General features: G+C 35.6%; 26 protein-coding genes. 11 read left to right on the top strand and 15 right to left on the bottom strand.

The genetic code is table 11. The features are described 5' to 3' along the window. Positions 1–8: 8 nt before the first annotated feature. The 10 genes from E4O01_RS07265 to E4O01_RS07310 all read left to right on the top strand — a co-directional run bounded on the left by E4O01_RS07265 (position 9) and on the right by E4O01_RS07310 (position 8703). A complete protein-coding gene (locus E4O01_RS07265; RefSeq protein WP_253695112.1) occupies positions 9–818 on the top strand; it encodes a hypothetical protein in 810 nt (269 codons plus the stop codon). Beyond that, positions 815–2011, top strand: a complete 1197-nt coding sequence (locus E4O01_RS07270; RefSeq protein WP_253695113.1) for an HD domain-containing protein — start codon at positions 815–817, stop codon at positions 2009–2011. The genes E4O01_RS07265 and E4O01_RS07270 overlap by 4 nt, the downstream gene beginning before the upstream one ends. A 19-nt stretch (positions 2012–2030) precedes the next feature. After that, positions 2031–2567 carry a cyclic nucleotide-binding domain-containing protein gene (locus tag E4O01_RS07275; protein ID WP_253695114.1) on the top strand — a complete coding sequence of 179 codons (537 nt, stop codon included), beginning with the start codon at positions 2031–2033 and terminating at the stop codon, positions 2565–2567. Between the two features lie 26 nt (positions 2568–2593). Next, positions 2594–3409: a M23 family metallopeptidase gene (locus E4O01_RS07280; RefSeq protein ID WP_253695115.1), complete on the top strand. Its 816-nt coding sequence runs from the start codon at positions 2594–2596 to the stop codon at positions 3407–3409. A 113-nt stretch (positions 3410–3522) separates the two neighbouring features. Beyond that, the gene (locus tag E4O01_RS07285) at positions 3523–3813 is read left to right on the top strand and encodes an HPF/RaiA family ribosome-associated protein (protein WP_253695116.1); all 291 of its coding nucleotides are present in this window, start codon (positions 3523–3525) and stop codon (positions 3811–3813) included. 163 nt (positions 3814–3976) lie between these two features. Beyond that, entirely contained in the window at positions 3977–4966 is a 990-nt protein-coding gene (gene hprK, locus E4O01_RS07290) for an HPr(Ser) kinase/phosphatase (RefSeq protein WP_253695117.1), read from the top strand. Between the two features lie 156 nt (positions 4967–5122). Then, a complete protein-coding gene (locus E4O01_RS07295; protein WP_253695118.1) occupies positions 5123–5389 on the top strand; it encodes an HPr family phosphocarrier protein in 267 nt (88 codons plus the stop codon). Positions 5390–5417: 28 nt separating this feature from the next. Further along, a complete protein-coding gene (locus E4O01_RS07300; protein WP_253695119.1) occupies positions 5418–6800 on the top strand; it encodes a TldD/PmbA family protein in 1383 nt (460 codons plus the stop codon). Beyond that, the gene (locus tag E4O01_RS07305; RefSeq protein ID WP_253695120.1) at positions 6800–8104 is read left to right on the top strand and encodes a TldD/PmbA family protein; all 1305 of its coding nucleotides are present in this window, start codon (positions 6800–6802) and stop codon (positions 8102–8104) included. The genes E4O01_RS07300 and E4O01_RS07305 overlap by 1 nt, the downstream gene beginning before the upstream one ends. A gap of 11 nt (positions 8105–8115) precedes the next feature. Further along, positions 8116–8703, top strand: a complete 588-nt coding sequence (locus tag E4O01_RS07310; RefSeq protein ID WP_253695121.1) for an HDOD domain-containing protein — start codon at positions 8116–8118, stop codon at positions 8701–8703. Positions 8704–8710: 7 nt separating this feature from the next. On the opposite strand, the gene E4O01_RS07315 is transcribed toward E4O01_RS07310, so the two are convergent. The 15 genes from E4O01_RS07315 to E4O01_RS07385 form a co-directional block, all read right to left on the bottom strand. After that, positions 8711–9484, bottom strand: coding sequence for an ABC transporter permease (locus E4O01_RS07315; protein WP_253695124.1), 774 nt, complete (start codon positions 9482–9484; stop codon positions 8711–8713). Continuing rightward, positions 9485–10240, bottom strand: coding sequence for an ABC transporter permease (locus tag E4O01_RS07320; RefSeq protein ID WP_253695126.1), 756 nt, complete (start codon positions 10238–10240; stop codon positions 9485–9487). It lies immediately after the preceding gene. Continuing rightward, a complete protein-coding gene (locus E4O01_RS07325; protein WP_253695127.1) occupies positions 10237–11235 on the bottom strand; it encodes an ABC transporter ATP-binding protein in 999 nt (332 codons plus the stop codon). Before E4O01_RS07325 ends, E4O01_RS07320 begins: the two co-directional genes overlap by 4 nt. Positions 11236–11343: 108 nt before the next feature. Beyond that, a complete protein-coding gene (locus tag E4O01_RS07330) occupies positions 11344–13107 on the bottom strand; it encodes a hypothetical protein (protein ID WP_253695129.1) in 1764 nt (587 codons plus the stop codon). Next, the gene (locus tag E4O01_RS07335; protein WP_253695131.1) at positions 13094–13771 is read right to left on the bottom strand and encodes a hypothetical protein; all 678 of its coding nucleotides are present in this window, start codon (positions 13769–13771) and stop codon (positions 13094–13096) included. Before E4O01_RS07335 ends, E4O01_RS07330 begins: the two co-directional genes overlap by 14 nt. An 18-nt stretch (positions 13772–13789) precedes the next feature. Further along, the gene (locus tag E4O01_RS07340; protein WP_253695134.1) at positions 13790–15136 is read right to left on the bottom strand and encodes a PQQ-binding-like beta-propeller repeat protein; all 1347 of its coding nucleotides are present in this window, start codon (positions 15134–15136) and stop codon (positions 13790–13792) included. Between the two features lie 57 nt (positions 15137–15193). Then, positions 15194–16510, bottom strand: a complete 1317-nt coding sequence (locus E4O01_RS07345) for a hypothetical protein (RefSeq protein WP_253695136.1) — start codon at positions 16508–16510, stop codon at positions 15194–15196. 22 nt (positions 16511–16532) lie between these two features. After that, positions 16533–17510: a hypothetical protein gene (locus tag E4O01_RS07350; RefSeq protein ID WP_253695139.1), complete on the bottom strand. Its 978-nt coding sequence runs from the start codon at positions 17508–17510 to the stop codon at positions 16533–16535. Positions 17511–17628: 118 nt separating this feature from the next. Further along, a complete protein-coding gene (locus E4O01_RS07355) occupies positions 17629–18222 on the bottom strand; it encodes a helix-turn-helix transcriptional regulator (RefSeq protein WP_253695141.1) in 594 nt (197 codons plus the stop codon). Positions 18223–18413: 191 nt separating this feature from the next. Continuing rightward, a complete protein-coding gene (gene mfd, locus E4O01_RS07360; RefSeq protein ID WP_253695143.1) occupies positions 18414–21881 on the bottom strand; it encodes a transcription-repair coupling factor in 3468 nt (1155 codons plus the stop codon). Next, the gene (locus E4O01_RS07365) at positions 21882–22562 is read right to left on the bottom strand and encodes a tetratricopeptide repeat protein (RefSeq protein WP_253691321.1); all 681 of its coding nucleotides are present in this window, start codon (positions 22560–22562) and stop codon (positions 21882–21884) included. 76 nt (positions 22563–22638) lie between these two features. Next, positions 22639–22920 carry a DUF4160 domain-containing protein gene (locus E4O01_RS07370; protein WP_253691323.1) on the bottom strand — a complete coding sequence of 94 codons (282 nt, stop codon included), beginning with the start codon at positions 22918–22920 and terminating at the stop codon, positions 22639–22641. Position 22921: 1 nt separating this feature from the next. After that, entirely contained in the window at positions 22922–23143 is a 222-nt protein-coding gene (locus E4O01_RS07375; protein ID WP_253691324.1) for a DUF7723 family protein, read from the bottom strand. Next, positions 23136–23414, bottom strand: coding sequence for a DUF7724 family protein (locus E4O01_RS07380; RefSeq protein ID WP_253691325.1), 279 nt, complete (start codon positions 23412–23414; stop codon positions 23136–23138). The genes E4O01_RS07375 and E4O01_RS07380 overlap by 8 nt, the downstream gene beginning before the upstream one ends. Positions 23415–23481: 67 nt before the next feature. Then, positions 23482–24546 (bottom strand): flagellar motor switch protein FliG, encoded by a 1065-nt coding sequence (locus tag E4O01_RS07385; RefSeq protein WP_253691326.1) that lies wholly within the window; start codon positions 24544–24546, stop codon positions 23482–23484. Positions 24547–24696: 150 nt separating this feature from the next. Here E4O01_RS07385 and E4O01_RS07390 point away from each other — a divergent pair, with 150 nt between their 5' ends. Continuing rightward, positions 24697–25863 (top strand): haloacid dehalogenase-like hydrolase, encoded by a 1167-nt coding sequence (locus E4O01_RS07390; RefSeq protein ID WP_253691328.1) that lies wholly within the window; start codon positions 24697–24699, stop codon positions 25861–25863. Positions 25864–25876: the final 13 nt, after the last annotated feature.

Consider the following 25876-nt stretch of genomic DNA (forward strand, 5'->3'; position numbering starts at 1 on the left):
AGCTTATTGTGGAAGGGGAAAAAACCGGAAACAGAGAACTTTATACAAAACGGGTTTATGAATACGACCAAGCGATAAACCAAGTTTTAAAACATGAAGAAAACATTCTCTCGCTTATAAAAAAAGACACCTTCGGTGCAGCCTATAAAAGACTTGTACTCGCAGATGATATGATTTATCTTGCAACCCTCTATTTGGCAAAATTCAGACTGTCTGTTGCCCTCCTCGGCGGGAAAAACGAGAATATTTTAAATGAAGCACGCAAAACGCTATATAAGCCCATAATCTACCTTGAAGAAATTGTCACCGATCTGATAGATGCTCCGTTTTCGGAGTATGAAGAAGGCGTTGCTCAAATTTCAAAAATTACCGAAAAGCAAAGATATTACCTTATACGAAAACTCGGCCTTGTAATAAATCTTGTAATAGACGCTTACGGCGAAAATACCAAATGGCGCTGGTCCTTTATCGACATAGAAGCCCGTTTTGCAGTTGTTGCAAAAAACATAATGGACTTAAAAGAAATAAGCAAAACCGGCTTAAACCCTCATGCCGACGATTACGACACGGTTATCTATCATTTACGATTGGTAAAAAAACTGTTTACAAAGGCGGCCGATAAATACCGCGAAAAATATGAAATCGTTACAAACAACATAAGCGACTTCCGCACTGCAATCCTCTTTTTGGAAGGTTTAAGAAGAGTACACATGGTTTTAAACGAACACAGAGAAGTTGAAGAAGTAAAGCGAAAACTCGATATATGGAAAGACAAAATGGAAAAAGACTTAAAACAAAAGGATAAACAAAAAAAATGATTTTTACAACAAAAACCGTTTTAAAATTATTTGAAGCTTTCTCCATCCAACGCTGGAACGATCTTATCCGTCCTTTCGAAATAGTCGAAATGGATAAAACGGCCGAAAAAACGTTTTTGGCCTACATAATCGGAAAATACGAAGAAAAAAAAGGAAAAAAAATCGATTGGCAAAAAATTATCGACGGCTCAGTATTCGATATTTTAAGAAAAATAGCCCTTTGCGACATCAAGGCTCCTGTTCAAAGAAGAATCAGAAAAGAATACCCTGAAGAATATAAAAAAATTAACGAATGGATATTCGAAAAATATAACGACCTTTTTCCGGACGGAGAATTTAAAGCCAAATTTCATTCTTACCTTTTTGATGAACCTGATGATGACGACATAACGTGGAAGATTTCAAGAGCAGCTCATAAATATTCTACAATAAGAGAATTTGAAATGTTAAAGCCGGTAAACGAAGAGTTCCGTTTAACCGAAATTGAAGGCTTTTTAAAAGAAGAAATATGCGAGTTTATGGATTTAACCGGGATTCAGCTTTTACTTGCAAACCAAAATCCTCATAAACTTATAACCGAAATAGAAAAATTAAGATTTCAAATCAGATGGAATCAAACACCGAGAGTTCCCGCAACGACGGTATTGGGTCATTCTTTTTATGTAGCCGCCCTAACCCTCTTAATGTGTTACGACTTAAACATAAACAATGAAAGAAGATACAACAATTTTTTTTCGGCTCTTTTTCATGATTTGCCTGAAGCTGTTACAAGAGACATTATCTCGCCTGTAAAGCAGGCAACCGACCACCTGCCTGCAGTAGTAAAAGAAATTGAAGAGCGCATAGTCAAGGATGAACTATTACCCTTGATGGATGAATATTTTATCGACGAGGTTATGTATTATATATCCGACGAATTCGAAAACAGGGTAATTGTAGACAAAAAAACAAAATTCGTAAGTTTTGAAGAATTATCTCAAAAATATGCCGATAAGAAATTTAAGGCAGTTGACGGACGATTGGTAAGAGTTGCCGACCAAATATCAGCCTTTGTTGAAGCTGAAAGCTCAATCAAATATGGGATTACTTCCAAGCATTTGGAAGAAGGCCGCAAAAATATATTGGGTGCCTACCCCGTAGGTACAAGAATAAACAATTTAAGCACGGATGTATTTTTTAACGCATACCGTTAGGAGTAGATAGGGAGTAGAAATGAACAAGGTAGAAATGGATAAGGAGATTTTTTTTCAGGAAATAAAAAGGGCTGCTATTTTTTCGTGTATTGAAGATGCAGATTTAATGAAAATAATAGATTTTTCCGAAATTCTCTCTTATGAACGAGGCGAAAACATCATCACGGAAGGCACCGAGAATAAAGGATTTTTTGTATTATTGAGCGGAAAACTCGAAATAGTAAAAAACGGAAAATGGGGAGATGTCAGAATAGGCATTTTACAAAACAATGCAAGTTTCGGTGAAACTTCCCTTTTTAAAGATCAGCCTGCCACAGCTACCGTAAATGCCTTAGATCCATCGACAATCTTACTCATATCCAAGGAACAATTTACGGCCTATATAAATGCCCATCCAAAAGCAGGAAACGTTATCTTAACCTACATAGTATTTAGTTTATTGCAAAAACTAAATACTACAAATGAAGAAAGAGTACAAGAAAAAAACATCGAATTCTCTCCGGAAGATTTAGCCTTTATGGTAGATATGTTCAATCCTCAAAATACGGAATCTTAAAACATTAAGGGTAGCAAAGCGGCTTAATGTATAAAAAACACATCTTACGGCTTTTATTTTTTATCTTTTTCTCATTTTTCTGCTTTGCAGAAGATCTTATACACGTAATCGAAAAAGGCGATACCTTATACGCTTTAAGTAAAAAATATAACATTCCGGTAGCTTCCATTCTCAAAAAAAATAACTTAAGCGATCCTTCAAAGATAAAAATAGGACAAAAAATCATTATTCCTGTAGAAAAACCGGGCAAAAATAATTCGGAAGATTATATCAGCCATGTTATTCAAAAAGGCGATACCCTTTATGCCTTGGCAAAAAAATTCGGAGTTAGTTTTTCGGATATATTAAAATTAAACGGCATCACCCAAAAATCACCCTTAAAAGTAGGCAAAATTTTAAAGATACCTAAGGCTTTTGAACAAGGCAAAGAGCAAGGGAAAAAACAAACCGCAAAACCCAGCACTTCTACAAAACAAGCGGATGCAAAACTTCTTTGGCCTGTCCCGGCCTCAAAAGTTGCGTACTTGTCAGGAAAAATTACCGGAGTCGTTATAGATTCCGTAAAAGGACAAGCCGTAAAAGCCGTCAGTTCAGGAAAAGTGGTATCCACAGGCCCGCACCGAGGCTTTGGACAAGTCGTATTTATTCAATCCAAAACAAAACACATCTATGTTTACGGCGGAATGGAAAAACTTATCGTAAAAAAAGGCGACACAATAGCCGTAGGCCAAAAACTTGGGGAACTAGGGGTTGAGTTATTTACCGGAAAGGCAAAACTTTATTTTATGGTCTACGATAAGAATAAACCCATTGACCCTGCAAAAGCCCCCCGCGGCCTTTAAAAATTTTAATACAAATCTTTTTTATAATTTTATCATTTATTTGAATTTAATGCTCGACTTTTCGGCAAAAGTGTAGTATCCTATAAGTACAATAAAATTGTGCGGAGGAAATTATGAACATTAATATTCAAGCAGTAAAATTTACGATGGACGAGGATCAAAAAAAATACCTTGATCAAAAGTTTAAAAGAATTGAATATGCGGATAATCTTATTACCGATATCCAATGCTTTATCAAACTGGATAAAAAGTTTATCTACGACACAACAATTAACTTCAGGTGGGGAAGCTCTGCCCATGTTTCAACCGAAAACTATGAGTTTGAGGCCGGCGTCAACAAAATGATGGATATTGCCGACCAAAAAGTCAAAAAAGAGAAGGATAAGGTTCAAGAAAAAAAATAAACTTGGATTTAAATTTTTAATTTCTGAGGAGGTTTAATCCGTCATGTTATTACATTGAACAGATTAACCCTCCTTTTTTATTGTTAAATTTTAAATTGAAAAGAAGCAAAAATTCTGCAAACTCGGGTTTACAAAAAAGCCTTAAACGTGTATAGTACAAGATATGGCTAATATAAGCTTTTCGGTGCTCAACCTTTTGGAATTGGACCTTAAAAAACATGACTCCCTTGAATTAACCTGTGTATCGGGACGAATGGGACTTTCCAATAAGATTATAGAACCCAACATAAACCGTCCCGGTCTGGCTCTTTCAGGCTTTTTCGATTCATTTGCAAATGAAAGAGTACAGCTTTTCGGACGCGGAGAATATGCCTATCTTGCCACCCTTACGGAAAAAAAAGACCTATCCACGATCGAAAAAATGTTTTCTTTTAAAATTCCATGCTGCGTTTTTTCGAACGATTTAAAACCGCCTAAAGAATTTTTAGAAATAAGCGATAAGCATAATTGCCCCATTTTAACATCAACCCTTTCTTCAAACGAATTAGCCTTACGTCTTTTAAGAATCTTATCAAATACCTTTGCACCCAAAATTTCAATCCACGGAGTCTTGGTTGAAGTTTTCGGCCTCGGCATCCTAATTATGGGAAGTTCAGGCGTCGGAAAAAGCGAAACAGCCCTTGAGCTCATCGAAAGAGGACACCGGTTGGTTGCCGATGATGTAGTCGAGATTTCCTGCATCAACGGAAACACTCTCGTAGGACGGGGAGCAAACAAGATTATAGGCCACCACATGGAAATAAGGGGTTTAGGGATTATAAACATACGCCAGCTTTACGGAATAGGAGCCATAAGAGAGGTAAAACAAATTCAGCTGGTTGCAAAACTTGAAGAATGGGATGCCGAAAAAGTGTATGACAGATTAGGAACAGAAGAACTTACAACCGAAATTCTTGATGTAAAGATTCCTATGTTGGAAATCCCCGTAAAGCCGGGAAGAAATGTGCCGATTATTTTGGAAACGGCAGCTAAAAATGAAAGATTAAAAAGTATGGGATATTTTTCTGCAAGAGAATTCAGCAGAAATGTGCTCAAATGGATTGAAACCGATTCTGCAAGAGCCCCCTACTACACCGATGATGATACATACTAGGGTAATTTTAAAAACCTTGTTGGTTTTTAAAATTACCCGACGAGTTTTTCATAAGTCCTTATAAATTCAGAAGACTTATGAAAAACATCGCAAATAAATCTAAGGAAAGTCTCTAAAAACTGATGTTTTTAGAGACTTCCGGTAAAAGGAATGATTATGATTTCAAAAACCATTAAGGTTCAAAATCGGGCAGGAATACACGCCCGCCCGGCAGCACTCATTGCACAAAAATCGAACAACTTTTCTTCGGAGATTTTTTTATGCAGGGAAGATGCAAAAATCAATGCTAAGTCGGTAATAGGAATTATTACAATGGCAGCAGCTTACGGCACGGAACTCACTTTAACCTGTGACGGCCCCGATGAAAACGAAGCCTGCGAAGCCATTGAAACTATTTTTAACAATAAATTTGAAGAAGAATAAAATTTTTTACTTTTTATGGAGGAAAAACATGCAATATGATGATTTAAAACGGCATGAACGGCTTTTTTCGGAATACACGGAACTTAGAATTCAAGAAAACACGGCTATGGCGGTAACGGCAGTAAACGGCGATCTTGTAAACAATGTTCAAAGCAAAAAAGCCGGAGTTTGTGCCCGCTCTTTTAAAGACGGAGTATGGGGCTTTGCCTCATCACCTGAACAAACGGATGAAGCAATTGCCTCATCCATAAAATCGGCAAACGAAAACGTCACCTTTTTAGCCAAAAAAGCAGGAACAAATCAAAAAAAACTTCCGGCTTTTACCGGACAAGGAAAGTACGGCAAATATGATTCTGCCAAAGATGCAGACCAAAAAGAAGTTATCGAATTTATAAAAGATCTTGAAAATTATACGGTAAAAAAATATCCTGAGCTGCAATCAAGAACTTTCAGCCTCGGCGCAAACGGCACCGAAAGATACCTTATTACTTCCGATAAGGCCGATGCTCACACCTATATTTCAAGAGCAAACTTATTTATTCAATTGAAGTTAATCTCGGAAGGGCAGCCTGTGGGGCTTTATGAAGTTTTCGGAGGTTACGGCCAGTTTAAAGACCTTTTCGATAAACCTTCTCTTTATTATTCAAAGATAGATAAAATTGTCGAAAACCTAAAACAAAAAGCGGAAGGAGTCTATGCCCTCCCCGGTTTTCACGATGTAGTGCTGGGGCCTGACCTTGCAGGCATTCTCGCTCATGAAGCCATCGGCCACACAACGGAATCCGACTTTGTAATGTCGGGCTCTGTTGCAGCTGATTTTATGAATAAAGAAGTAGCAACGCCTCTTGTTACCCTTGTAGACTTTGCCTATGAGTACAACGGCAATCTCTGCCCTGTTCCGATTTGGATAGATGATGAGGGAGTTGCCGCAAAAGATGCGGTAATCATCAAAGACGGAATTTTGCGCTCCTACATGCATAACAAACAGTCGGCAGCAATCTTCAAAGTAGATCCGACAGGCAATGCCAGAGCAAACGAGTTCTCCGATGAGCCTTTAGTCCGCATGAGAAATACAGCCATTCTCCCCGGAAAGGACAAACTGGAGGACATGATAGCGAGCATTGAAGACGGCTACTATTTTGTACGCTCTTCAAACGGACAAGCCGATTCTACAAGCGAATTTATGTTCGGCGTAGTACTCGGTTATGAAATCAAAAACGGAAAAATCGGCAAAGCAGTAAAGGACTGCACAATAGCGGGAGTTGCCTTCGATATGCTGAAAACCGTAACTATGGTAAGTGACGATATGAGTTGGAGCAATGCCGGCATGTGCGGAAAAAAGCAGCTCATCAATGTAGGAATGGGCGGGCCTGCAATCAAGTGTAAAATCGGAGTAGGAGGACGTGAATAATGAACGGATTTGACGGAATAAAACATGCGGAATTTATCTTGGACGCCCTTAAAAAAGAAGGTGCCGATAAGGCAGCAACAAGGGTTTCAAAAAGCGTAAAAAGCGAAATGAATATTGATGCAGGCCGTTTAAGCCTTTACAGGAGTACTACGGATATTTCCGTTTCGATGACCTCTCTTGTAGAAAGCAAAAAGGGCTATATCGCAGGGAACGACTTAAGCGAAAAGGCTTTAAAAGAAAACGCTGCAAAGGCAGTTTCCCTTTCACGCTCTTCCGAAAAGGATGATGGAAACGATATTTCTCCTATGCAAAAGGGAGAAACTCTTTCTTACGGAGATACGCAGCCCAATAACGAAAAAATGTATGAGAGGCTGAAAGAGTTTTTGGATTATACAAAATCGGCCTATCCTAATTTACAATTAAACCAATGCGTTTTGGATTTTACAAGAAGAGAACAAAACTTTGCAAACTCAAACGGTGTGCGTTTTACTCAAAGCTCAGGCATATATAATTTTTCTGCAATGTTCTTTGCAAAAAATGCAAAGGGAACAAGCAGCTTTAACTATAGCGGAGCCGCTCACCTTAACTTGAATAAGCCTTTAAAGGACTGGGGAAACCTCGATGAGATTATGAGGGAAAACTGCGGACAAACAGTGACCAATCCTCTTTCAGGTTCTTTTGAAGGAGACATAGTAATAACACCGCCCAGCTTTATGGGCTTCGTTGAAATGATGTTAGGGCTTTTTATGAGCGACATGCCTCTCATTACCGGCACGTCTATTTGGAAGGATAAATTAAACCAAAAAGTATTATCGGATTTATTTACCCTCCATTCATTTCCGCGAAAGCCGGGTACCGAACTTGAAAGCCTTTACACGCAAGACGGCTTTAAGGCCGAAAACGAAACCCTCATCGAAAAAGGAGTTTTAAAAGACTTTGTTTTAGGGCTTTACGGCTCCAAAAAAACCGGACTTCCCCGCTGCGTCTCGGGAGGAGAGGGTTTAATAATAGAAGGCGGAAATACGGCAAAGGCCGATATGATTAAGAAAGTCAAAAAGGGAATTTTACTCGGCCGTTTTTCAGGCGGAAGCCCTGCCGCAAACGGAGACTTTTCCGGTGTTGCAAAAAACTCCTACCTTATCGAAAACGGCGAAATTACAAAACCTCTTTCCGAAACGATGATAGCCGGAAACATCGTAAAAATGTTCAGCGATATAATTTCGGTTTCAAAAGAAAAAGTAGACTATGGAAATGCAATAGTTCCGTGGATGCATTCTACGGGAATTACTATTTCAGGAAAGTAAAACGATAAAAAATGTTACCTTCTAAAGAAGAAGCAGAAAGATTACTTGAAGAGGCTTGTTTAAAAAATCCCGGACCTTGGCGGGAACACTCCATCGTTGCAGGCAAGTGCGCACAAAAAATCGCTTCAGCCTGTAAGGACTTGGATCCCGTCAAGGCTTATATCTTGGGACTTCTCCACGATATAGGACGGCAAGAGGGCGTAACCGCCCTAGCCCATGTGATAGACGGCTATGAATATCTTATGAAATTAGGCTATGATGAAGCCGCCCGAGTATGTATAACTCATTCCTTTTCCATAAAAGATATAGAAACCTACATAGGCAAAAATGATGTCGGCCCGGAAGCTTATAAAAAAATAAAAAAGCTTATCGACGAATACGAATATGATGATTACGACAGACTCATCCAGCTATGCGACAGCATCGCCCTGCCTCAAGGCTCCGCAAAAATAGAAGAAAGGATGAGCGACGTCAAAAAACGCCACGGCTATTATCCCCAAGATAAATGGAACAAACATATCGAACTAAAAAAATACTTTGAACAAAAATCCGGCTTGGATATAGATAATCTCGGAATCGGCCCGGAATATAAATTTTAATTTCTTCTTAACTCCCTGTGCCTTCATATTTTTTTATGCTTTTCATAAAGAATAGATAACCGATTATAAATATAATTATGGAATACATCGGTAAAAGAATAAATTTAATATTAAATGAATATTTATGCAAGCTAAAAGCCGCAGGATAAAATGCTATCATTGAGACAGGAAATATGTATGTTAAAATAAACTTGATAAACGCATTATAAATAGATATGGGGTATTGAGCAAAATCGAGCATATCCATTAGGGGCGAAAAAGCTTCTTCTATTTTAGGATATTTTATAGAAAAAGATGAGACTATCAAAAATATGCCGATAATACCGAAAGTTCCTGCAATTAAAAATAAGAATAAGGATAAGATGGTTATTATGCCTAAATTTAAAGTATAAGCCGAATATATAAAAATTGATAAACCTGTAACAATTCCAAAAACTTCAGATAAGGCAAAGTTATCAAAAGTGATGTACAAAAAAGGATTAACCGGAAGAGTTAATACCAAACTTAATTTACCTTGCAGTATATAAGTATTTGAATACCAAAGAGTCCAAGCAAAAAAACAATAAAACACATCAACTGAAATTGTATATAAAGAATAAATCAGCAAACATTCTTCTCTGTTAAACCCTTTTATTTCAAGAGTTTTATTGAAAATAAAAACAAGAACCAATATTCCCATTATAGAATTTAAGACCCTAACAACTAACCATAAAACAGAATCGTTTTTAAAAGAAAGCTGTTCTTTTATTTTTAAGACCAAAAGTTTATAACAATAATTCATCTAGCCGCCCATTATCTCTATTTTTTTTATTGCCCTTCTATGAAAAATACAGGTAAACACCAAAAGTAAAAATATCCAATATAATTGCCTTGATATTAAACTAAATGATTTTAAATTAGTGCTGTTTAAAACCTCAATAGGAATTTGATACAGCACTCGAAACGGTAGATAATTTAAGATTTTTTGTAAAGTTTTAGGAAAAAAATCAAAAGGAATCAAGGAACCTGAAAAAAATAAAAATAAAATATTTTTAATTTGAATAAACCCCTCATTATTACCGTAAAAGAAAACGCACAAACCGACAATATAAGCCGTAAACCAATTAAATAAATATGCACAAAAAGCTGAAAAAATAAATAAACTTAAATTTAGGGCACCGTAATAGATGTTCACGTCAAAAAATAAAATTAAAACTATAAGCAAAGGCAGAGATTTTAATATAAACCTTGCAGTAGCTGCCGCAAAATCTTTTAAAAAGATATTAAGACCGAAATTAATAGGTCTTAATAAAAGAAAAGAAATAGAACCGGTTTGATAGATAGTTTGAAAATATCTATCGGTATTTACACCGATAAAAGAACCGACTATAGTTATAATTGCAAAATAAGAAATATAATCCGTATTTCCTATTTGCGACCAAATTGAAGATTTTATTAAAAATAAAAACAACAAGGAAAATATAGAAAAAATGGCCGATATTTTAAAATACAAGTGCTGTTTAATATTTAAAGAAATAATTCCAAGTAAATATTTCATTCCGGTTTTTTATCCTTGTAAGCCCTGTAATAGTTTAATAAAATTTTAGAAAAATCTTCATTTTCAATTTTTATATCATAAATATTTTCTTTATCATCTAAAGAATTAAAAATTTCTTCCATTGTAACCTGTTTATCAACTTCAAATGAAATACTGTTTTTTTGAAAATCTTTTTCTCTTATATTAAAATTGTTTTGTAGTTTTTCGGTTAAATCAATATTCTTTTTATATAAAAGTGTAACAATTTTAGACTTATCATAATTTTCTATAAATTCATGAGTTCTTATATCTTCTTGTAATTTTCCGTTGTTTAAAACCAATAATCTTTCAGACAGATTGATTATATCATCGGAATTATGAGAAATTAAAATTAAAATAATATCATTATATTGTTTATAAGTTTTTATCAGATTATAAAATTGCTCTTTTACTTCAAGATCCAAACCTATTGTCGGTTCATCTAAAAGAAGGATTTTAGGATTATGAAATAAAACCAAAGCAATTTCACACTTCATTTTTTGTCCTAAAGACATTTCTCTAATGGGCTTTTTTAAAAGGTTTTCAAGCTTAAACAAATCGATAAGACTGTCGAGCCTTTTATTTGCTTCATCTTTTTCGATTTTATAAATAAGCCTAAAAAGCTCTAAAGATTCTCTAAAAATCATATTTTGGTAGAGCTGACTTCTTTGACCGAAGATAACACCTATATTCCGTTTGTATTCTTTTTGATTTTCATAGATATTTTTTTGATTAAATAAAACTTCTCCGCTCGTAGGCCGCAAAATACCCGAAATAATTTTTATCAAGGTAGATTTCCCTGAACCGTTTTTGCCGACTATCGCAACATTTTCATTATTTTCAATCTTAAAAGAAATATCCGTTAAAGCCTTAACCTCAGAATAATCGGCCTTAAACATATCTTTTACGATACCTAAAAGTCCGAATCTTCTTTCTTGAGTTTTATATGTTTTACTAATATTTTTAAGTTTCAGCATAAGTTTACCGCCAATAATTTACAGTATATTTACTGCAAACCCGATACGAATTATATGTATTATGACATATAAAATTTAATCGGTCAAGAGTGAAGGAACATTTGATTTTTATCTTACCAAAGAAAACAAAATAGAATCTTCTAAATTTTCACTATAAAATGTAAGGACATTATATATGTTTTCGGTTTCAAGTAAACTGTTATCTAAAAAAGCAAAACTATAGGGTAAAAAATGCTTTATTACATCCCCCTCTTTTATTTTCGGTTCAGGTTCGGATATAATAATTTTGAAGCCGTTATAATCAATTTCACCCATACAGGGTAAAAATTCTACAGCTTCATTAGTCAAAGGATCTTTTTTATAAGAAACAGAACCTTTGTTACTACAGTTTTGCATAATAGAATCCAACATTTCTAAAAAAAGTATGTCTGTCGGTGTACCAAAAGCATATCCGATTGCTTCCCACCCTGTATATTCAGAGTTAATTAATTCTTTTAAAAAACTTATACCGCCCTTATCAATTAGGTTAACCTTATTATCAACATCCCAATCCATGCCGCCTTTTTTCCAAAAACACCATGATAAAAAAAGAGTCATTGCTCCTCGTTGCCCGGCAGAATCGCTTAAACCGGCAGCACTATTTTTACAAAAAGAATAAGCAACCGTATCTTTTAAGAATTTATTAAAAAATTTTATATTTCCTCCGCTAAACCCGTATCCGATTAAATTTTCAGATAAATGGCTTAATCCTTCATCAAGAAAAATATCCATCCTAGCTGCTTCTAAATTTCCTTCGATTATACGTGAATATGTTTTTGCCGTAAAACTGACAGCATGAGTAAGTTCATGTCCTATTGTTGCGGCTATTGCTTTATAATAATAATTATCGGAAGAATTTCCTGAAGGTATTGCTGCATATATAATATCCGCCTCGTTGCTTGACGGATTATATAAAACAGAATCTTTATCTTTATTATTCTTAAAGAAATCAGCAGAATTGAAAAAACCTAAAGCTTTTTTTTCATCATTTATGGTTTTGCTAAAAATAATGGTTATCTTGCCGTTTTTATCGATATCGGCAGCTTTTCCAAAAATTGTAAAAATTCGATTCAAAATAACATCTTCAACTTCATTAATGCACAAATCAAAAAAACTTGTATTATTTAAAGTATCTTTTGGAATCCAAACATCAATATTGCCGGAACTATAATATTTTTTAAAGGAAATATAATGAGGTTCCTCAATCTGATTTTTAGTATTAACAATATAAAATTTTTTTTCACTTTTATCTTCAATTATATTTTGTAAATATTGAAAAATCGAAATATTCGGCACAAAAGATGTTAAATTAACATTATCCGGACATCGAAATAATTTTAGGTCATCATTATCTTCTAAATTTTGATTTTGATGATTCGAATGATGTAAGTTTCTTTTTTTGATAAAAAAATTATCAGCACTACCGTTTAATGAAGCAATATAGGCTTTATATTTTTGATTTTTAAATATACAATCAAATGGTGTTTGAAGAATGCGGAATTTTGACTTCATCAAGTCTTTATTAAAGCGTTCTAATACGGTTATGGAAATTATTTTTTCATATCCCATAGCTGCTGCTTTTATTGTATGCTTTCCGGATAAGAGATTTACCGAAATTTGGCTGCCGGTACCTAAGTCGCCATTAATCGACGATGTCCAATAAACGAAGTCAATCTCCTTATTAATAGACAATACAATAGGTAAATCATCATAATATACATTGTTTTCTATCGGAGAGATAATATGAAAGATAAAATCATCTGTACTGTATTTATTTTTACATGAAATAAATAAAATACAAAAAAGAAAAAATAAAAGTTTATTCCGCAGCAAAATTAATACCTCCTGTCTGTATTGATGAAACAGAATAATAGTTATATTTTTCAAGTAAAGGATCTCCAAAATATTTTTGAGCAGTTACAACCAATCGATAATTATTATTTTTTTTAAGTGTATTAGCAGGAATTATAATATTACAAGCATTAGTCGCATAGCTATAAACAGTATCAAAGGTATTTTTTACTTCTACCGTATAAATACAATTTTTGCCGCATGACTTCCAAGCAATTTGTATATCATCGGTATTTGAAACAGATTCACCTTTTAAAATAGACTTACCTGAACTATCTTGAAAAACAATTAATTGAGCCGATTCTAATATTTTTTCATGCGGAATGGTTAATTTTTTTTCTTGAGCTGCAGCATTTGTCTTAACATATATTATCACATTTCCGGAAGCAGGAAGATAAGTTTTTTTCCAATAGTAATATTTTGAAGAATCAAATTCCAAAAGCTCTGCGCGATTATATTTATCGATACAAATAACACGGGCAGCAGTTACGGCATTGCCGGTTTTATCTTCCAAAAAAACTTTTACCGTACTTTCATCGGATTTATCTGATTCAATTAAAACTCTTATACCCATTTCATTGGATTTTTCTTGAATTTGCTTACATCCGAATATAATTAACACAAAAATTAATATCAGTTTTTTCATAATTGTTCCTCCTATTTTTTAAACTCTTATTGCACAAAGTTTAGCCCTATTTGTATCAAAGTCGGTATTAAAAAAGATATAGTAATTTTTATATAAAAAAGTTACTTCATCGCCCCAGCCCAAGACTGTTTTATCTACACCTATAAGTTGTCCGGTTTTTATGTCAAAAACACGCAATCCGTCTAAATGGGTTACAATATATGCCCTGTCATTTGCAATAATAGGAAAAGTACTGCTTGTTCCTCCAACAGGATGAAAACCCCACTCAAGTCTAAAATCTTCCGCATTTACACAGACAAGAGAATACACATGCTCTTTTGCTATGTTTATCTGCAAATGTGCATCCCTTGATGCAACAGTAGTATAATAAAATTTCCCTTCATGATACTGAATACCGCATGTATATTTTGAAGGACTTATTAAGGGTTTTGTAAAAATAGGTCCTTCTTCTTCATCATACCTAAAAATTATCTCTCCCGTATTTTTGTTTACTTTTAAAAGGGAGTAATCTAAAACATACAAACTGTCTTCATTAATATAAAGAGAATGGCGAACTAACCCATAAGTTCTTTCAATCATAGTTTCCCACAAAATATTCTTTGTACTTAAATCTATTGCGACAAGAATACATTTTCCATTAGTATAATCAAAATTTGACGTAATAAAATATAAAAAACCTCTATCGATTATTGGAGCAGTGAAATAAGTACATTCCTTATAAATTTCTCTTACATATATTGATTCCGGAAGAATAGTTTGAATCTCATCAATATTATAATCTATTTTTGAAGTATCCAATTTAAAAAATGGAGTAGGTATAGGATCGCTATTACCTCGACTTCCCCAATAAATATCTATACCGTCAGTAACGATATCATTGCTAAATCTATTAAAAATAGCTTCTTTTTCGGTCATTCCTATGCGTACAGCAGCTTCAAGATCGCCGGTTAAATCCGAATGGCAATAAACTACACCGTAGGGCGACATATAATATAATCTGTCACCTATCTTTACAATATTAGAAAAAGAAAAATTTAAAGATGAGTCCTGAAATACCTTTGAAGACTTCCACACATAAGTACCGCTTTCCATATCTATCTTAACAAGTCTTATCTTTTCTTGTATTCTTTTCCCTACATTATTTACTTCGGCAATAAATTCCAATAAATAAAAATATTTACCCTCGGTATAAGCCTGAGAACTAAGCTGTTTACCGTCCAGCTGTAATTGCCATGCATAATCGGGCTTATATACAGGTTCATTGTTTTCTTCTATGGGCTTTCTTTTACCGCCGAATAATAAATCGCAGGAGGTAAAAATTACCGTAATAAACATCAATACACACACTATAGACAGTTTTTTCATAAGTGTTCCTCCTTAAAGGATTTGCGGGTTTAAAATAAACCCGCTATAAATTTCTTACTATCTTTGTCTAGAACCTTCTCTAATCATTTCTTCTATCATTCTTTTAACCTTATCAGGAGGATTTCCTGAATCTTTATAAAAAATTTCAGCATGGTTATAATCAAAGGTAACATAGGGTTTTCCTTCAATATCGATAGATTTTGGATGGATAGTTTTAGGTATAAATTGACTTTCTTTTGCCACCAGACAGTCATGTTCATCAGACCCTAGGAGTTTATTTATATTACTGTCGATATTGCGGCAGTAGTCTCGGGCAGCCGCACACTGGTGGGCATATCTGGGGCTTCCGCTAAATAATCCCCAAATAAAGCAGCATTTTGCAATATGGATTTTTCTGACAACATCCATACCATGACCGAAAGCATCAATTTTTTCCCGAATATTTGCAGAGGCGGGCAGCATATCAAGAGTGTTGTTTTTTAGTCCTACAATATAGCCTACAGGAATCTCATTAGGAATTTTTGAAATATGATTATATGCTGTATACCAGCTGTAAACAGGAGTATAATGCCAACGCAGTGCCCAATATTGCCAGCCCCAACGGTTTGTTACTCTAGTCCATCTAAGGTGCCTTTCAGTTCCTGTTTGAACCTTATATGTATAAGGATTACTTTCTAAAACATATTTCCTTATAAAGTTACTTTGCGGAATCATGTCGCGAATTTCACCCATACCGCTTAATATTTCATCTGATGCTGCCGGTGAAACAGCCTTTAAGCAGGGTTTAAGCCAAGCCATAATACCGTCATTCGGTAAGAATTTATCATTAACAAAATTCCAAATTTTATCAAGTATTTTTCCTTCAGTTAAGAATCCAAAAACTTCTCCTAAATTAAGAATAAGATCAGCAATCGGTATTGCCGCTACAACACCTATGCAGCCCCCATGAATGATCTCAATATCTCGCCGTATTTTAGCGTTTACGGTAGGCAGACTGCCTTCAAGGGCTTTTAAACCTCGGTCTACCCCTGATATGGTAATAACCGCATTCAATCGATTAAACATCTCGGTATCATTATCTTTAAGATAGCCTGCAAATCCCAGAACCCGCAAACCACCTTGACTGTGACCTGCAATTGCAAATTTTTCATTATTGCTATTTTCTTTGATAAAGCCGTATTCATCATTGATAATATCTTGGAGCCCATCCGAAGAAGGCTTATAGTTCAAAAATTGAAAACCCTCAAATTTGTATGTTTTTATACTGCTGTCAAGATTGTTAAATTCGCTTGCCTTTGATTTTGACTCACTCTCTTGCGAAAAAGCAGCTAAAATACAAAAGCTAAAAAACAAAGCTATTATTATTTTTTTCATTTTATTTCTCCCCACATTAATTTTACAATAAGAGTTTAAATAATGAGTCATCTGCCTCATTTATTTTTATATCTTCATATAATTCTATAACCGTTTCTTTATAGCTTAAATCTCCCGGATCACCAAAAATCATGTCTTTTTTCTCAATTACCTCTCCGTTTTGCTGCAATTCAGCAAGTTTTTCGGCACTAATTTCAGGTACATCATCCGCACTATCATAAATAACGGTACAGTCTGAGACTACTTCTATTTTATTAGGATTTTGAACATCTATTTCGGTAAAACTTCCTACTTTTACCGGAACACCGTCTTTTTCTTCGTATACAATATTTGTCTTGCTTGTTATTTTAGTTCCATCCTCCTGAATATATACATTTTCCACTTCTTGAAGAATTTCGCTATTCATATCGAAACAAATACGGGATGATATCAGCTTTTCATAATTATTTTTCGATAAAAGAGCAGGAGGTAAATTTAAAACAAATAAACCTGTTTCAGTATCTTCTTGCATATCCAATGCTAAACGGGAAGCTTCAGAACGGATAAATTTTAAATTTATCCTGCTTAAAGCAGTTTCGGGCTGTAAAAACTGCAGACTTGAATCAATTTCATCAGCTAGCATTAACCTTTTTTCAATAACCTCCGTATTCGGATCAAAAACTATCGCTTCTTTTCCATCGGTAATTATTGATCTAGCAGCGATATCATATTTTTCCTCTGCCGGAAAATCAATCCGTGTAAGAATTCTTTCCCCAATCGTTTTAATTGATAAGAGGTAAGTTTCCTGAAGTTTTGGATGTGTATCTGTACGGTTATTCATACTATGAACCTGCACATTTGCCTGAAAACTATCAATCGATGAACCTTTTTTAGAATTCCATCTGATAGTTACAGGATTCTCATCAAACAAAGTGTGTTTGCCGGGATTATTCACCTCATTTCTACATGCCACGATTAGACCAACAATCAAAAGAAAAAAGTAAAAAAATCTCTTTTTCATATAAAAACCTCCATACTAAAAACAGTATGTAAGATTTTTTTTATCCGTCAATTCAAAAAACAACAAAGAACCTAAGTTCCATAAAAAAGAACTTAAGTTCCGATAAATATCCTATATTTTAACCAATTATTTCATACTTTTCGACAAAAATAAGGAATTCGGCATAGTTGTTTATATTAAGCACCTGATATATTCTAGTCATTTCCTTTTTTATAACGGATTCTGAAACACAAAGTTGTTCGCCAATTTCCTTAAAGGATAATTGCATGGAGGCTAAAATAAAACACTTATTCTGCCGGACTGTTAAATCCAGTTGTGAAATATTAAAAATCTCTTTTTTAGTGTAATATTTTTTTAAATCATGAGCAAAAAAAACTAAACCTGCGGCTATGAGTATTAAGACTATGGCAATATTAAAAAGGCTTACTTTTAGTAACTCTATTCCAAAATTTATATATTGACAAATAAAGGCAAAAATAAAAAAAGTAAAAATAAAAATAAATTTTAAAATGACATAATTTTTAAAGAAATTGCATTGCAATAAAATCAATATACTTACACAATAAAACAGTAATCCAAGTATATTTCCGCCTGCAAATATATTAACAAAAAAAGCGATACAGCCAATCAATGACCATAAAAGGCTGTATTTTGGTTTAAATATTAAAATCAAAAATACAAAAAAAATAAGTATATTTGATATAAATATCATCCTATCGCTTGGAAGAATTTTAAAGTACATCAATAAAATGATGTTTAACATAATAAAGCAAAAAGTAAAAGCCAAATATCTTGATTTTTTTATCAAATTTTGGGAATAAATAATTTTTTTAAAAGATGTCCAAATTTTCTCCACCATAACTTATAGTATCATATTTATGTTAATTTTACAAGAATAAATTCCTACATCAAGCTGCCGAGTTTTTCGCGGATGAATTCGCTTTTTTCTTTTAGGCCTATCTTGCCGGTTTGGAGGATGAGGACATTCGGAGATTTGGGGTCGAGGCTTACACGCCCTGCAGATTCTTTTATCATGCGCAAAAGTTTATCTACCGAGATTTTTGATACGCGTGCAAACTCTATGCGGACGGCGGCCCTTCTTTCTTTTAGGCTTGCAATTGAAAGATGATTACAGATAATTTTTATTTCGGAAAGAGCCAAAAGACTTTCCACTTCGGAAGGTGCGGGACCGAAACGGTCAAGAATTTCGGAGTAGACTCTGTCGAGGTCTCCTTGAACCTTAACGGCTGCAATTTTTTTATAAACTTCCATTTTGGTTTCGGGACTTGAAATATAGGAATCGGGGATAAAGCCCGAGTACTCAAGCTCGATAACGGATTCTTGAACGGGCTCATAATCTTGGTTTTGAAGTTTTTGAACAGCCTCATCCAAAAGGCGCAAATATAAATCGAAGCCGACGGAATAAATATCGCCAGATTGTTCCCTGCCCAAAAGATTTCCGGCTCCTCTTATTTCCATATCCTTCATCGCAATTTTAAAACCGGAACCGAGCTCGGTAAAGTCTGAAATAACTTGAAGCCGCTTCATCGCAATTTCGGAAAGGGCCTTATCGTCAGGATATAAAAGATAGGCGTAGGCTTTTTTATCGGAGCGGCCTACCCTCCCCCTCAACTGATAAAGCTGGGAAACGCCGTACATGTCGGCTCTATCTATGATGATGGTGTTGGCATTCGGAATGTCGATACCGTTTTCGATTATGGTGGTTGCAATTAAAACCTGAAAGCCGCCCATACTAAACCGTTCAAAAATTTCTTCCAGTTGGTTTGGAGACATTTGACCGTGGGCTGTTTCAATCATAATTTCGGGCAAAAGGGATTGAAGCATAAAAAGAGTTTCATCCAAACTTTCAACCCTATTATGAAGATAAAAAACCTGCCCGCCCCGGGAAGACTCACGTCTTATAACCTCGGCAACTTTTTCTGCATTGAACTCGGCGATAACTGTTTCGACAGGCTTTCTGTTTTGAGGAGGAGTTGCAATTACGCTCATGTCTCGTATTTTTAAAAGCGACATGTGAAGGGTGCGCGGAATGGGAGTTGCAGAAAGAGAAAGACAATCCACATTATGCTTCATCTGTTTTAATCTTTCCTTATCCTTAACACCGAAGCGCTGTTCCTCATCGACAATCATCAAACCTAAATCCTTAAATACAACATCTTTTTGAATTATGCGGTGAGTTCCGATCAAAATATCAACTTCGCCCTTTTTTAATTTTTCCAAAACTTTTTTTTGTTCTCCCTTTGGAACAAAACGGGAAAGACGGGCCAGCTTTACGGGAAAGTTTTTAAACCTCTTATCTAAAGTTTCAAAATGCTGTTCCGTCAAAATAGTTGTAGGAGACAAAAAGGCAACCTGCTTTCCGCTCATAACGGCTTTAAAAGCCGCACGCATTGCAACCTCGGTTTTACCGTAACCTACATCGCCGCAGATAAGCCTATCCATAGGAACAGGCTTTTCCATATCCTCTTTTACTTCGGCTATGCAGGTAAGCTGGTCATCGGTTTCTTCATAAGGAAAGGCAGCCTCAAAGGCCGTCTGCCATTCATCGTCTTTTTGAAAAGCAAAACCTGTGCTAGCCTTTCTTTTGGAATAAAGGTCGATGAGTTTTGCCGCTATATCTTCAACCGATTTTTTTACCTTGTTTTTTCTGTTCTCCCAAGACTTAGAACCGAGGATATCGAGGTGAGGAGCTTCCCCTTCGTTTCCTATATAACGCTGAACAAGGTCGGCCTGCTCAATCGGAATAAAAACGGTTTCATCGTTTGCATATAAAAGATTTATATAATCTCTTTCAGTGTCTAAAATTTTAACACGCTCGATACCGCGGAATTTTCCTATGCCGTAATTTGCATGAACAACATAATCTCCCGGATTTAATTCGATGAAGGTATCGATAACGGAACTCTTTGCAGTCTTTACCGATTTTGGAATTCTTCGGCGGCGGCCGAAAATTTCGTTTTCGTGAATTACCAAAATTTTTAAGTCGGGAATCCCGAAGCCGCCTGAAAGGTTATAGGGCAAAATCTCTATCCGATCTTCGTGCAAAATTTCTTCGATACGGAGAGCTTGGTTATCGCTTTCGGCAAATACAAAGATAGACCAATTATCGTTTAAAAGATTATTTAATTCTTCCCGCAAATAAACTATGTTCCCAAAAAAACTGCGGGGCGGATCGGTTTTAAATTTAAGAGTTTTTGTTTTATCTTCTTGTTCGGCTAGAGTTCTAAAATAAATCGACTTATTATATTTTTGTACATTGCTTTCAAATTGAAGTAAGATGCGTTGAGGTTCGGGATATTCGGAAATCAGGGCCTTTCGTTTTTCGTTTTCGTCAAATTGAGTTTTTGTTTTTTTATAAAGCCCCATGTATTCTCTAAGTAAAACTTCGGAAGAATTTTTTTGTCTGTCATAATCGGCATAAAAAACAGGAATCTCATTTAGTTCCGCGTATTCCAAAACTGAAAAGCTTTTTTCAAATGCAAGCGGATAAAAAATTTCTTCTCCCTCAAAGGTTTTATATTCTTTTAAGGCATCGACAATCTTTAAAATGTTTTCGGAGAACTCCGAATAGGTTTTTAAATTTTTTTCCAAGCAATCGATGCGCTCGTCATTCCAGATAACTTCTTTTACGGGATAAAGGTTAATCTTTTTATGTTCTTCTAAAGAACCTTGACTTGCTATATCAAAGCTCTTTATTTTTTCTACCTTGTCAAAATCAAATTGAATTCGGTAGGCTGTTTTTTCGGAGCCCGAATTGGAAGCAAGGCAGATATCCAAGACTTCACCGCGCAGGGCAAACTCCCCCCTCACGCTTACACGAGGAACCCTTGTATACCCCCAAAGGGTTAAAAGTTCCGCAACGCTTAAAATATCCAAACTTGAACCGGCAGAGATTTCTACCTTGTTTTGTTTTAAATAATCGGCCGGAGGAACCGGAGTTAAAAAAGAGCGCTGACAGCTAATAAAAACGGGAGGCTTATTTTTTGTATAAGATTCATTCCCGGATTCCAACAAACGGATCAGCACTTCGGCTCTTTCCGAAAAAACGGGAGCCGTCGGCGAAATCGGCCTATAGGCAAGAGAGCCCCACCAAGACAAAACAAAATTTTCTATTCCGGAAAAATCCAAGTCGGCCCTTACGGCCTCAGCTTCCTTTTCGGTAGGCACTACCACGAGGACGGGCTTACGGGTTTTGTACAAATACTCCGTTAAAAAAAAACCGAAAAGTCCTCCAGAAATTCCCGTAATATTATAAGGGTAAGAATTTTCATCTATCTCATCAAAGGCATTTTTCATATCCTTCCATGAGCGGATAAAGCTTTGTAAAGAATCTATTAGAGGCTGAGGCATTTAAATTTTTACCCGTTTGAGGGCTTCGGCTGCTTCCTTAAAATTAGGACGGAGCTTTACAGCAGTTTGATAGGCAGCAAGGGCTCCGGCTTTTTCTCCTGCAGCTTCACGGACGATTCCAAGCCTGTACCACCAAAGTGCATTAGAAGGCTCCAAGTGAACCGAAATAGAATAAGCTATATCGGCCTTGTGATACTTTTTGGTATTTCGGTAAATTTCGCCGACAAAAAAATGGGCAACGCTTATACGCTCTCCGTTGGGAGCCATTTCGATATACATTTCCATGTTCCGCAAAGAGTCCTTATAGTTTCCAAGGAAAAACTGAGCCTCTGCCAAAGTTTCAATAATTCTGGCATCCTTTCCTACTTTTAGAGCATCATTACATATTAATTCAGTGTCCTTGTATCTTCCCAATCGAAAAAGACACCACGTATATACGGCATAAGAATCCATGTTTTTAGAATTTACCTTTAATTCGTTACGGCAAATTTCGATAGCAGATAAATAAGCAGTCCTGGCATCATCCCGTCTCCCTATAGAATCAAGACTGCGGCCCTGCCTATAAAGCTTTAGAGCGTCAGGTTTATCTTGTGCAAAAAGAAAGCCGGCCTCCGTAAAAAAAAGGCCTGAAGTAAAAATAAAAGTTAATAGAATAAATTTAAAACGTTTTCCGGTTATCATAATTTTCTCCGTATAGTATTTTACATAAATTTTTATTTTATTCAATCGGGGCATGAGATTTGAATATTATAAACACTTACTTTCCCTTATAAAAACTCTCATGACTATATTCACACCATTTTTCATACATTTCAATATACCGCTCTTTGATAAAGACTTGTATTTTTCTTAATTCTTTATCGCTGATAACTCCTCTATTCTGAATTACTGTATCACCATCACTTTTTACAAAAAATTTAGCTGAACTTTCCTCTGTCAATTTTGAATCACTTGCGTGAACATGAAAAGCTTCAATAATACACTTAGAAGTAAAGTATAAATAATATCCTGCGACTTTAAAAGAAAAATATTTAGGCATATCAATCTTCCATATATTTTAAACAACTTTCTAAATATTTTTTTGAAACAACTATTTCAATATCATCCATATTAGTTTCAATTAATGTCCCGTCTTGTTTAAATAATGCGGCACCATAACCTTTATTCAAATTAAAAACTCTTATTCCTTCAGGGATCTTTTTAAAAGCAAAGCCATTAGCAATTACATCAGCTTCGTCAGCAATCTTATGTAGATCAGGCATACTTTACCTCCACTTTTTGGATTGATGATAAAAATTTTTCGGTATCAATATACAAATTTTTCAATATCGGAATTAAATCTATATATTCTTCTTCAAATTCAGAATTATGAGCATATTTAGCTGAAACAACAAGATATCCCTTATCCCAAGTAAGAACTTCTCCATATCTTTCCAATGAGTATGGCGCTATAAATTTCAGCCTTTCATCACCAAAAGAAAATATTGTATAGGAATCTTCATTACTTAAATAAGCAGTAGTTCTTTTTTTCATACATAAATTATAGCATAAAATTATATAATCAACAAGCATATAATTTTGTTGAGAACAGTATTTCAGCTTAATACACAAACTTATCTTCTTCGTCTTTTAATATGGCAACCCTGCCCCGCTCTGCTTCATTTTTAACTCGGGCTAAGAAGAGGTCGACGGCACTGTTCAAGTCGCGTTTAAGAACAGGCCCCATGTACTGCTCTTCATCGAGCACCAAAGAAGCTCGGCTCTTAGACATATTTGCTAAAATTACTTTTCTGAATTCCTCACTTTGATTATGAATTAAAAGAGCCAGTTCTTTGTCGGCCATGGGAGAAATAAGATACTGAATGTGTTTAGGATACATGTTTATAACATCATCGAGGGTAACGAGTTTACGCTTTATAGTTTCGGTCAAACTTTCATCTTCAAGATCAAGGGAATCCAAGATACTCGAACCCGTCTCATAATCCAGTTTACGCAAAATATCGGCCAAGACGGAAACCCCGTCAACTGAGCTTGTGCGGTTTAAATTTACATCGGCAAGTTTTTTCTTTAAGGCCTCGCTTACCTGATTGAGAACTTCTACATCTATTTTTTTAAGCTTTGCAAGACGCAAAATGATGTCTTTTTTTTCGTCTTCATCTTCGATGGAACTTATATAGGCAGCGGCCTGCTTAGGCTCCAATTGCGAAAGAACTATGGCCTTTGTAGCCGGAAGCTCGCCTTGCAGTATTCGGCTCAGGCGGTCCTTATCCATACCTTCAAGATATTCAAAAGGCACAGGCATCTTGTGAGGAACGGCAGTCTCAAGAATTTCTTCAGCCCTGGCCTCGCCGAAGGCTTCGGTTAAAATAGTTTTGGCCGTATCGACACCGCCCAAAAGGTTTTTGTTTTTATTGTAGATATAGTTAAATTCGTTTAAAATATCATAGGCTTCTTTTTTATCTATAGATTGAACGGTAACAAGCTCGGCTACAACCTTGTCTATTTGTTCTTTGGTAAGCTGCCGTAAAACATCGGCAGCCTGCTCCGCTCCGATTATAAAAAGAAATTTGGCAACCTTTTTATAAGAACTTTCTTTTTCCGTACTTTCAGCAATGGGAACTTTTATAAGCCCCTTCTTTAACATCTGACTTTCAATATCGCTCATAAAAACCTCGGGGATTATTATAGCACGGATTAGACCAAAAAACAAGGGTGAAACGGAATGTGTGTCTACCCTAATTTACTTTTTTAATTTTACCTTAATAATTTTTCTCTTCCGATTGACTTTATTTTACGATTTATTCATAATAAGATCATGCTTAAAGATGATGCTTTAATTTTAAAGACTGGAAATTGGGAGCCTCAAAATAAAAAGAGGCTTGAAAAATTGATAAGAGAAAAGGCCTTTAACGGAAACTATGCAGTTTTCGACTGGGATTTTACCTCAATTTTTTACGATACGCAGGATAACCTTTTTGTGTACCAGATTGAAAATTTTAAGTTTAATTTAACCCCTCACGAATTTAATCGAACCATAAGGGCAGGAATTCCTCAAGATGAGCTTTTGCCGCATACGGCAAACCTTGAAGGCAGGACCTTAACTGCGGGGGAGCTTTCCGACGATTTAAACGAGAGATACGATTTTTTATATAAAAATTATTCCGGCTTTGGCGGAAAAATGAGCCTTGCAGAAATTACCTTAACCGAAGAGTTTATAGATTTTAAAGCGAAGATGCTGGTTTTGATGCGCGGAGCGGCCTCGCTTTGCGGAGTAGACATCGGCCAATCGGTAAGCACAGGCATGACGATAGAAGAACTTTCAGGCCTCACCGAGACGGCAATAGACCAAGGCTTAAAGGACGAAATAAAAACCTATACCGTAAGATCCTCATCGGTTTTAAAAGGAAGGTCAGGAGAAGTAGAAGGCGGCTATAGAAAGGGATTGCGCATTCAGGAAGAAATGCAAAACCTCTTTTCGGCCTTAAGGGAAAACGGAATCGAAGTCTATATTTGCTCGGCATCCCAAGAAGACAATGTCCGCGTATTTGCTTCATACCCAAAGTACGGGTATAATCTTGACGCTGAAAACGTTTTCGGAAAGAGAAGGCTTTTTGATGAGAATAAAAAGCTTACGGTTATGGACGACACTTCTATCCCTGCAACAAGGCGGGAGGGAAAGGCAGAAGCAATCAAAAAACTGATTGCCCCCAAACACCAAAACAAGGCTCCCGTTTTAATAGCAGGAGACGGGGACGGAGACTTTTTTATGATGGACGCCTTTAAAGATGAAGCCTTAATCTTAATCTTTAACCGCAGCCCCAAAAAGGAAGCAAAAATATTTCCGCTTTTAATGAGAGGGATTAAAGACAGAGAAAAAAGCGAAGCGGGAATAATTGTTCAGCACAGAGATAACGGGAAAGGCCGGTTTATTTCAAAGGCCCCGGAAGAAGAAAGGCCCTTAGACAGCCTGCCCGAAAAATAATTCGATATTTTCT

The organism is Treponema sp. OMZ 790 (genome assembly GCF_024181285.1).
Taxonomy (GTDB): Bacteria; Spirochaetota; Spirochaetia; order Treponematales; family Treponemataceae; genus Treponema_B.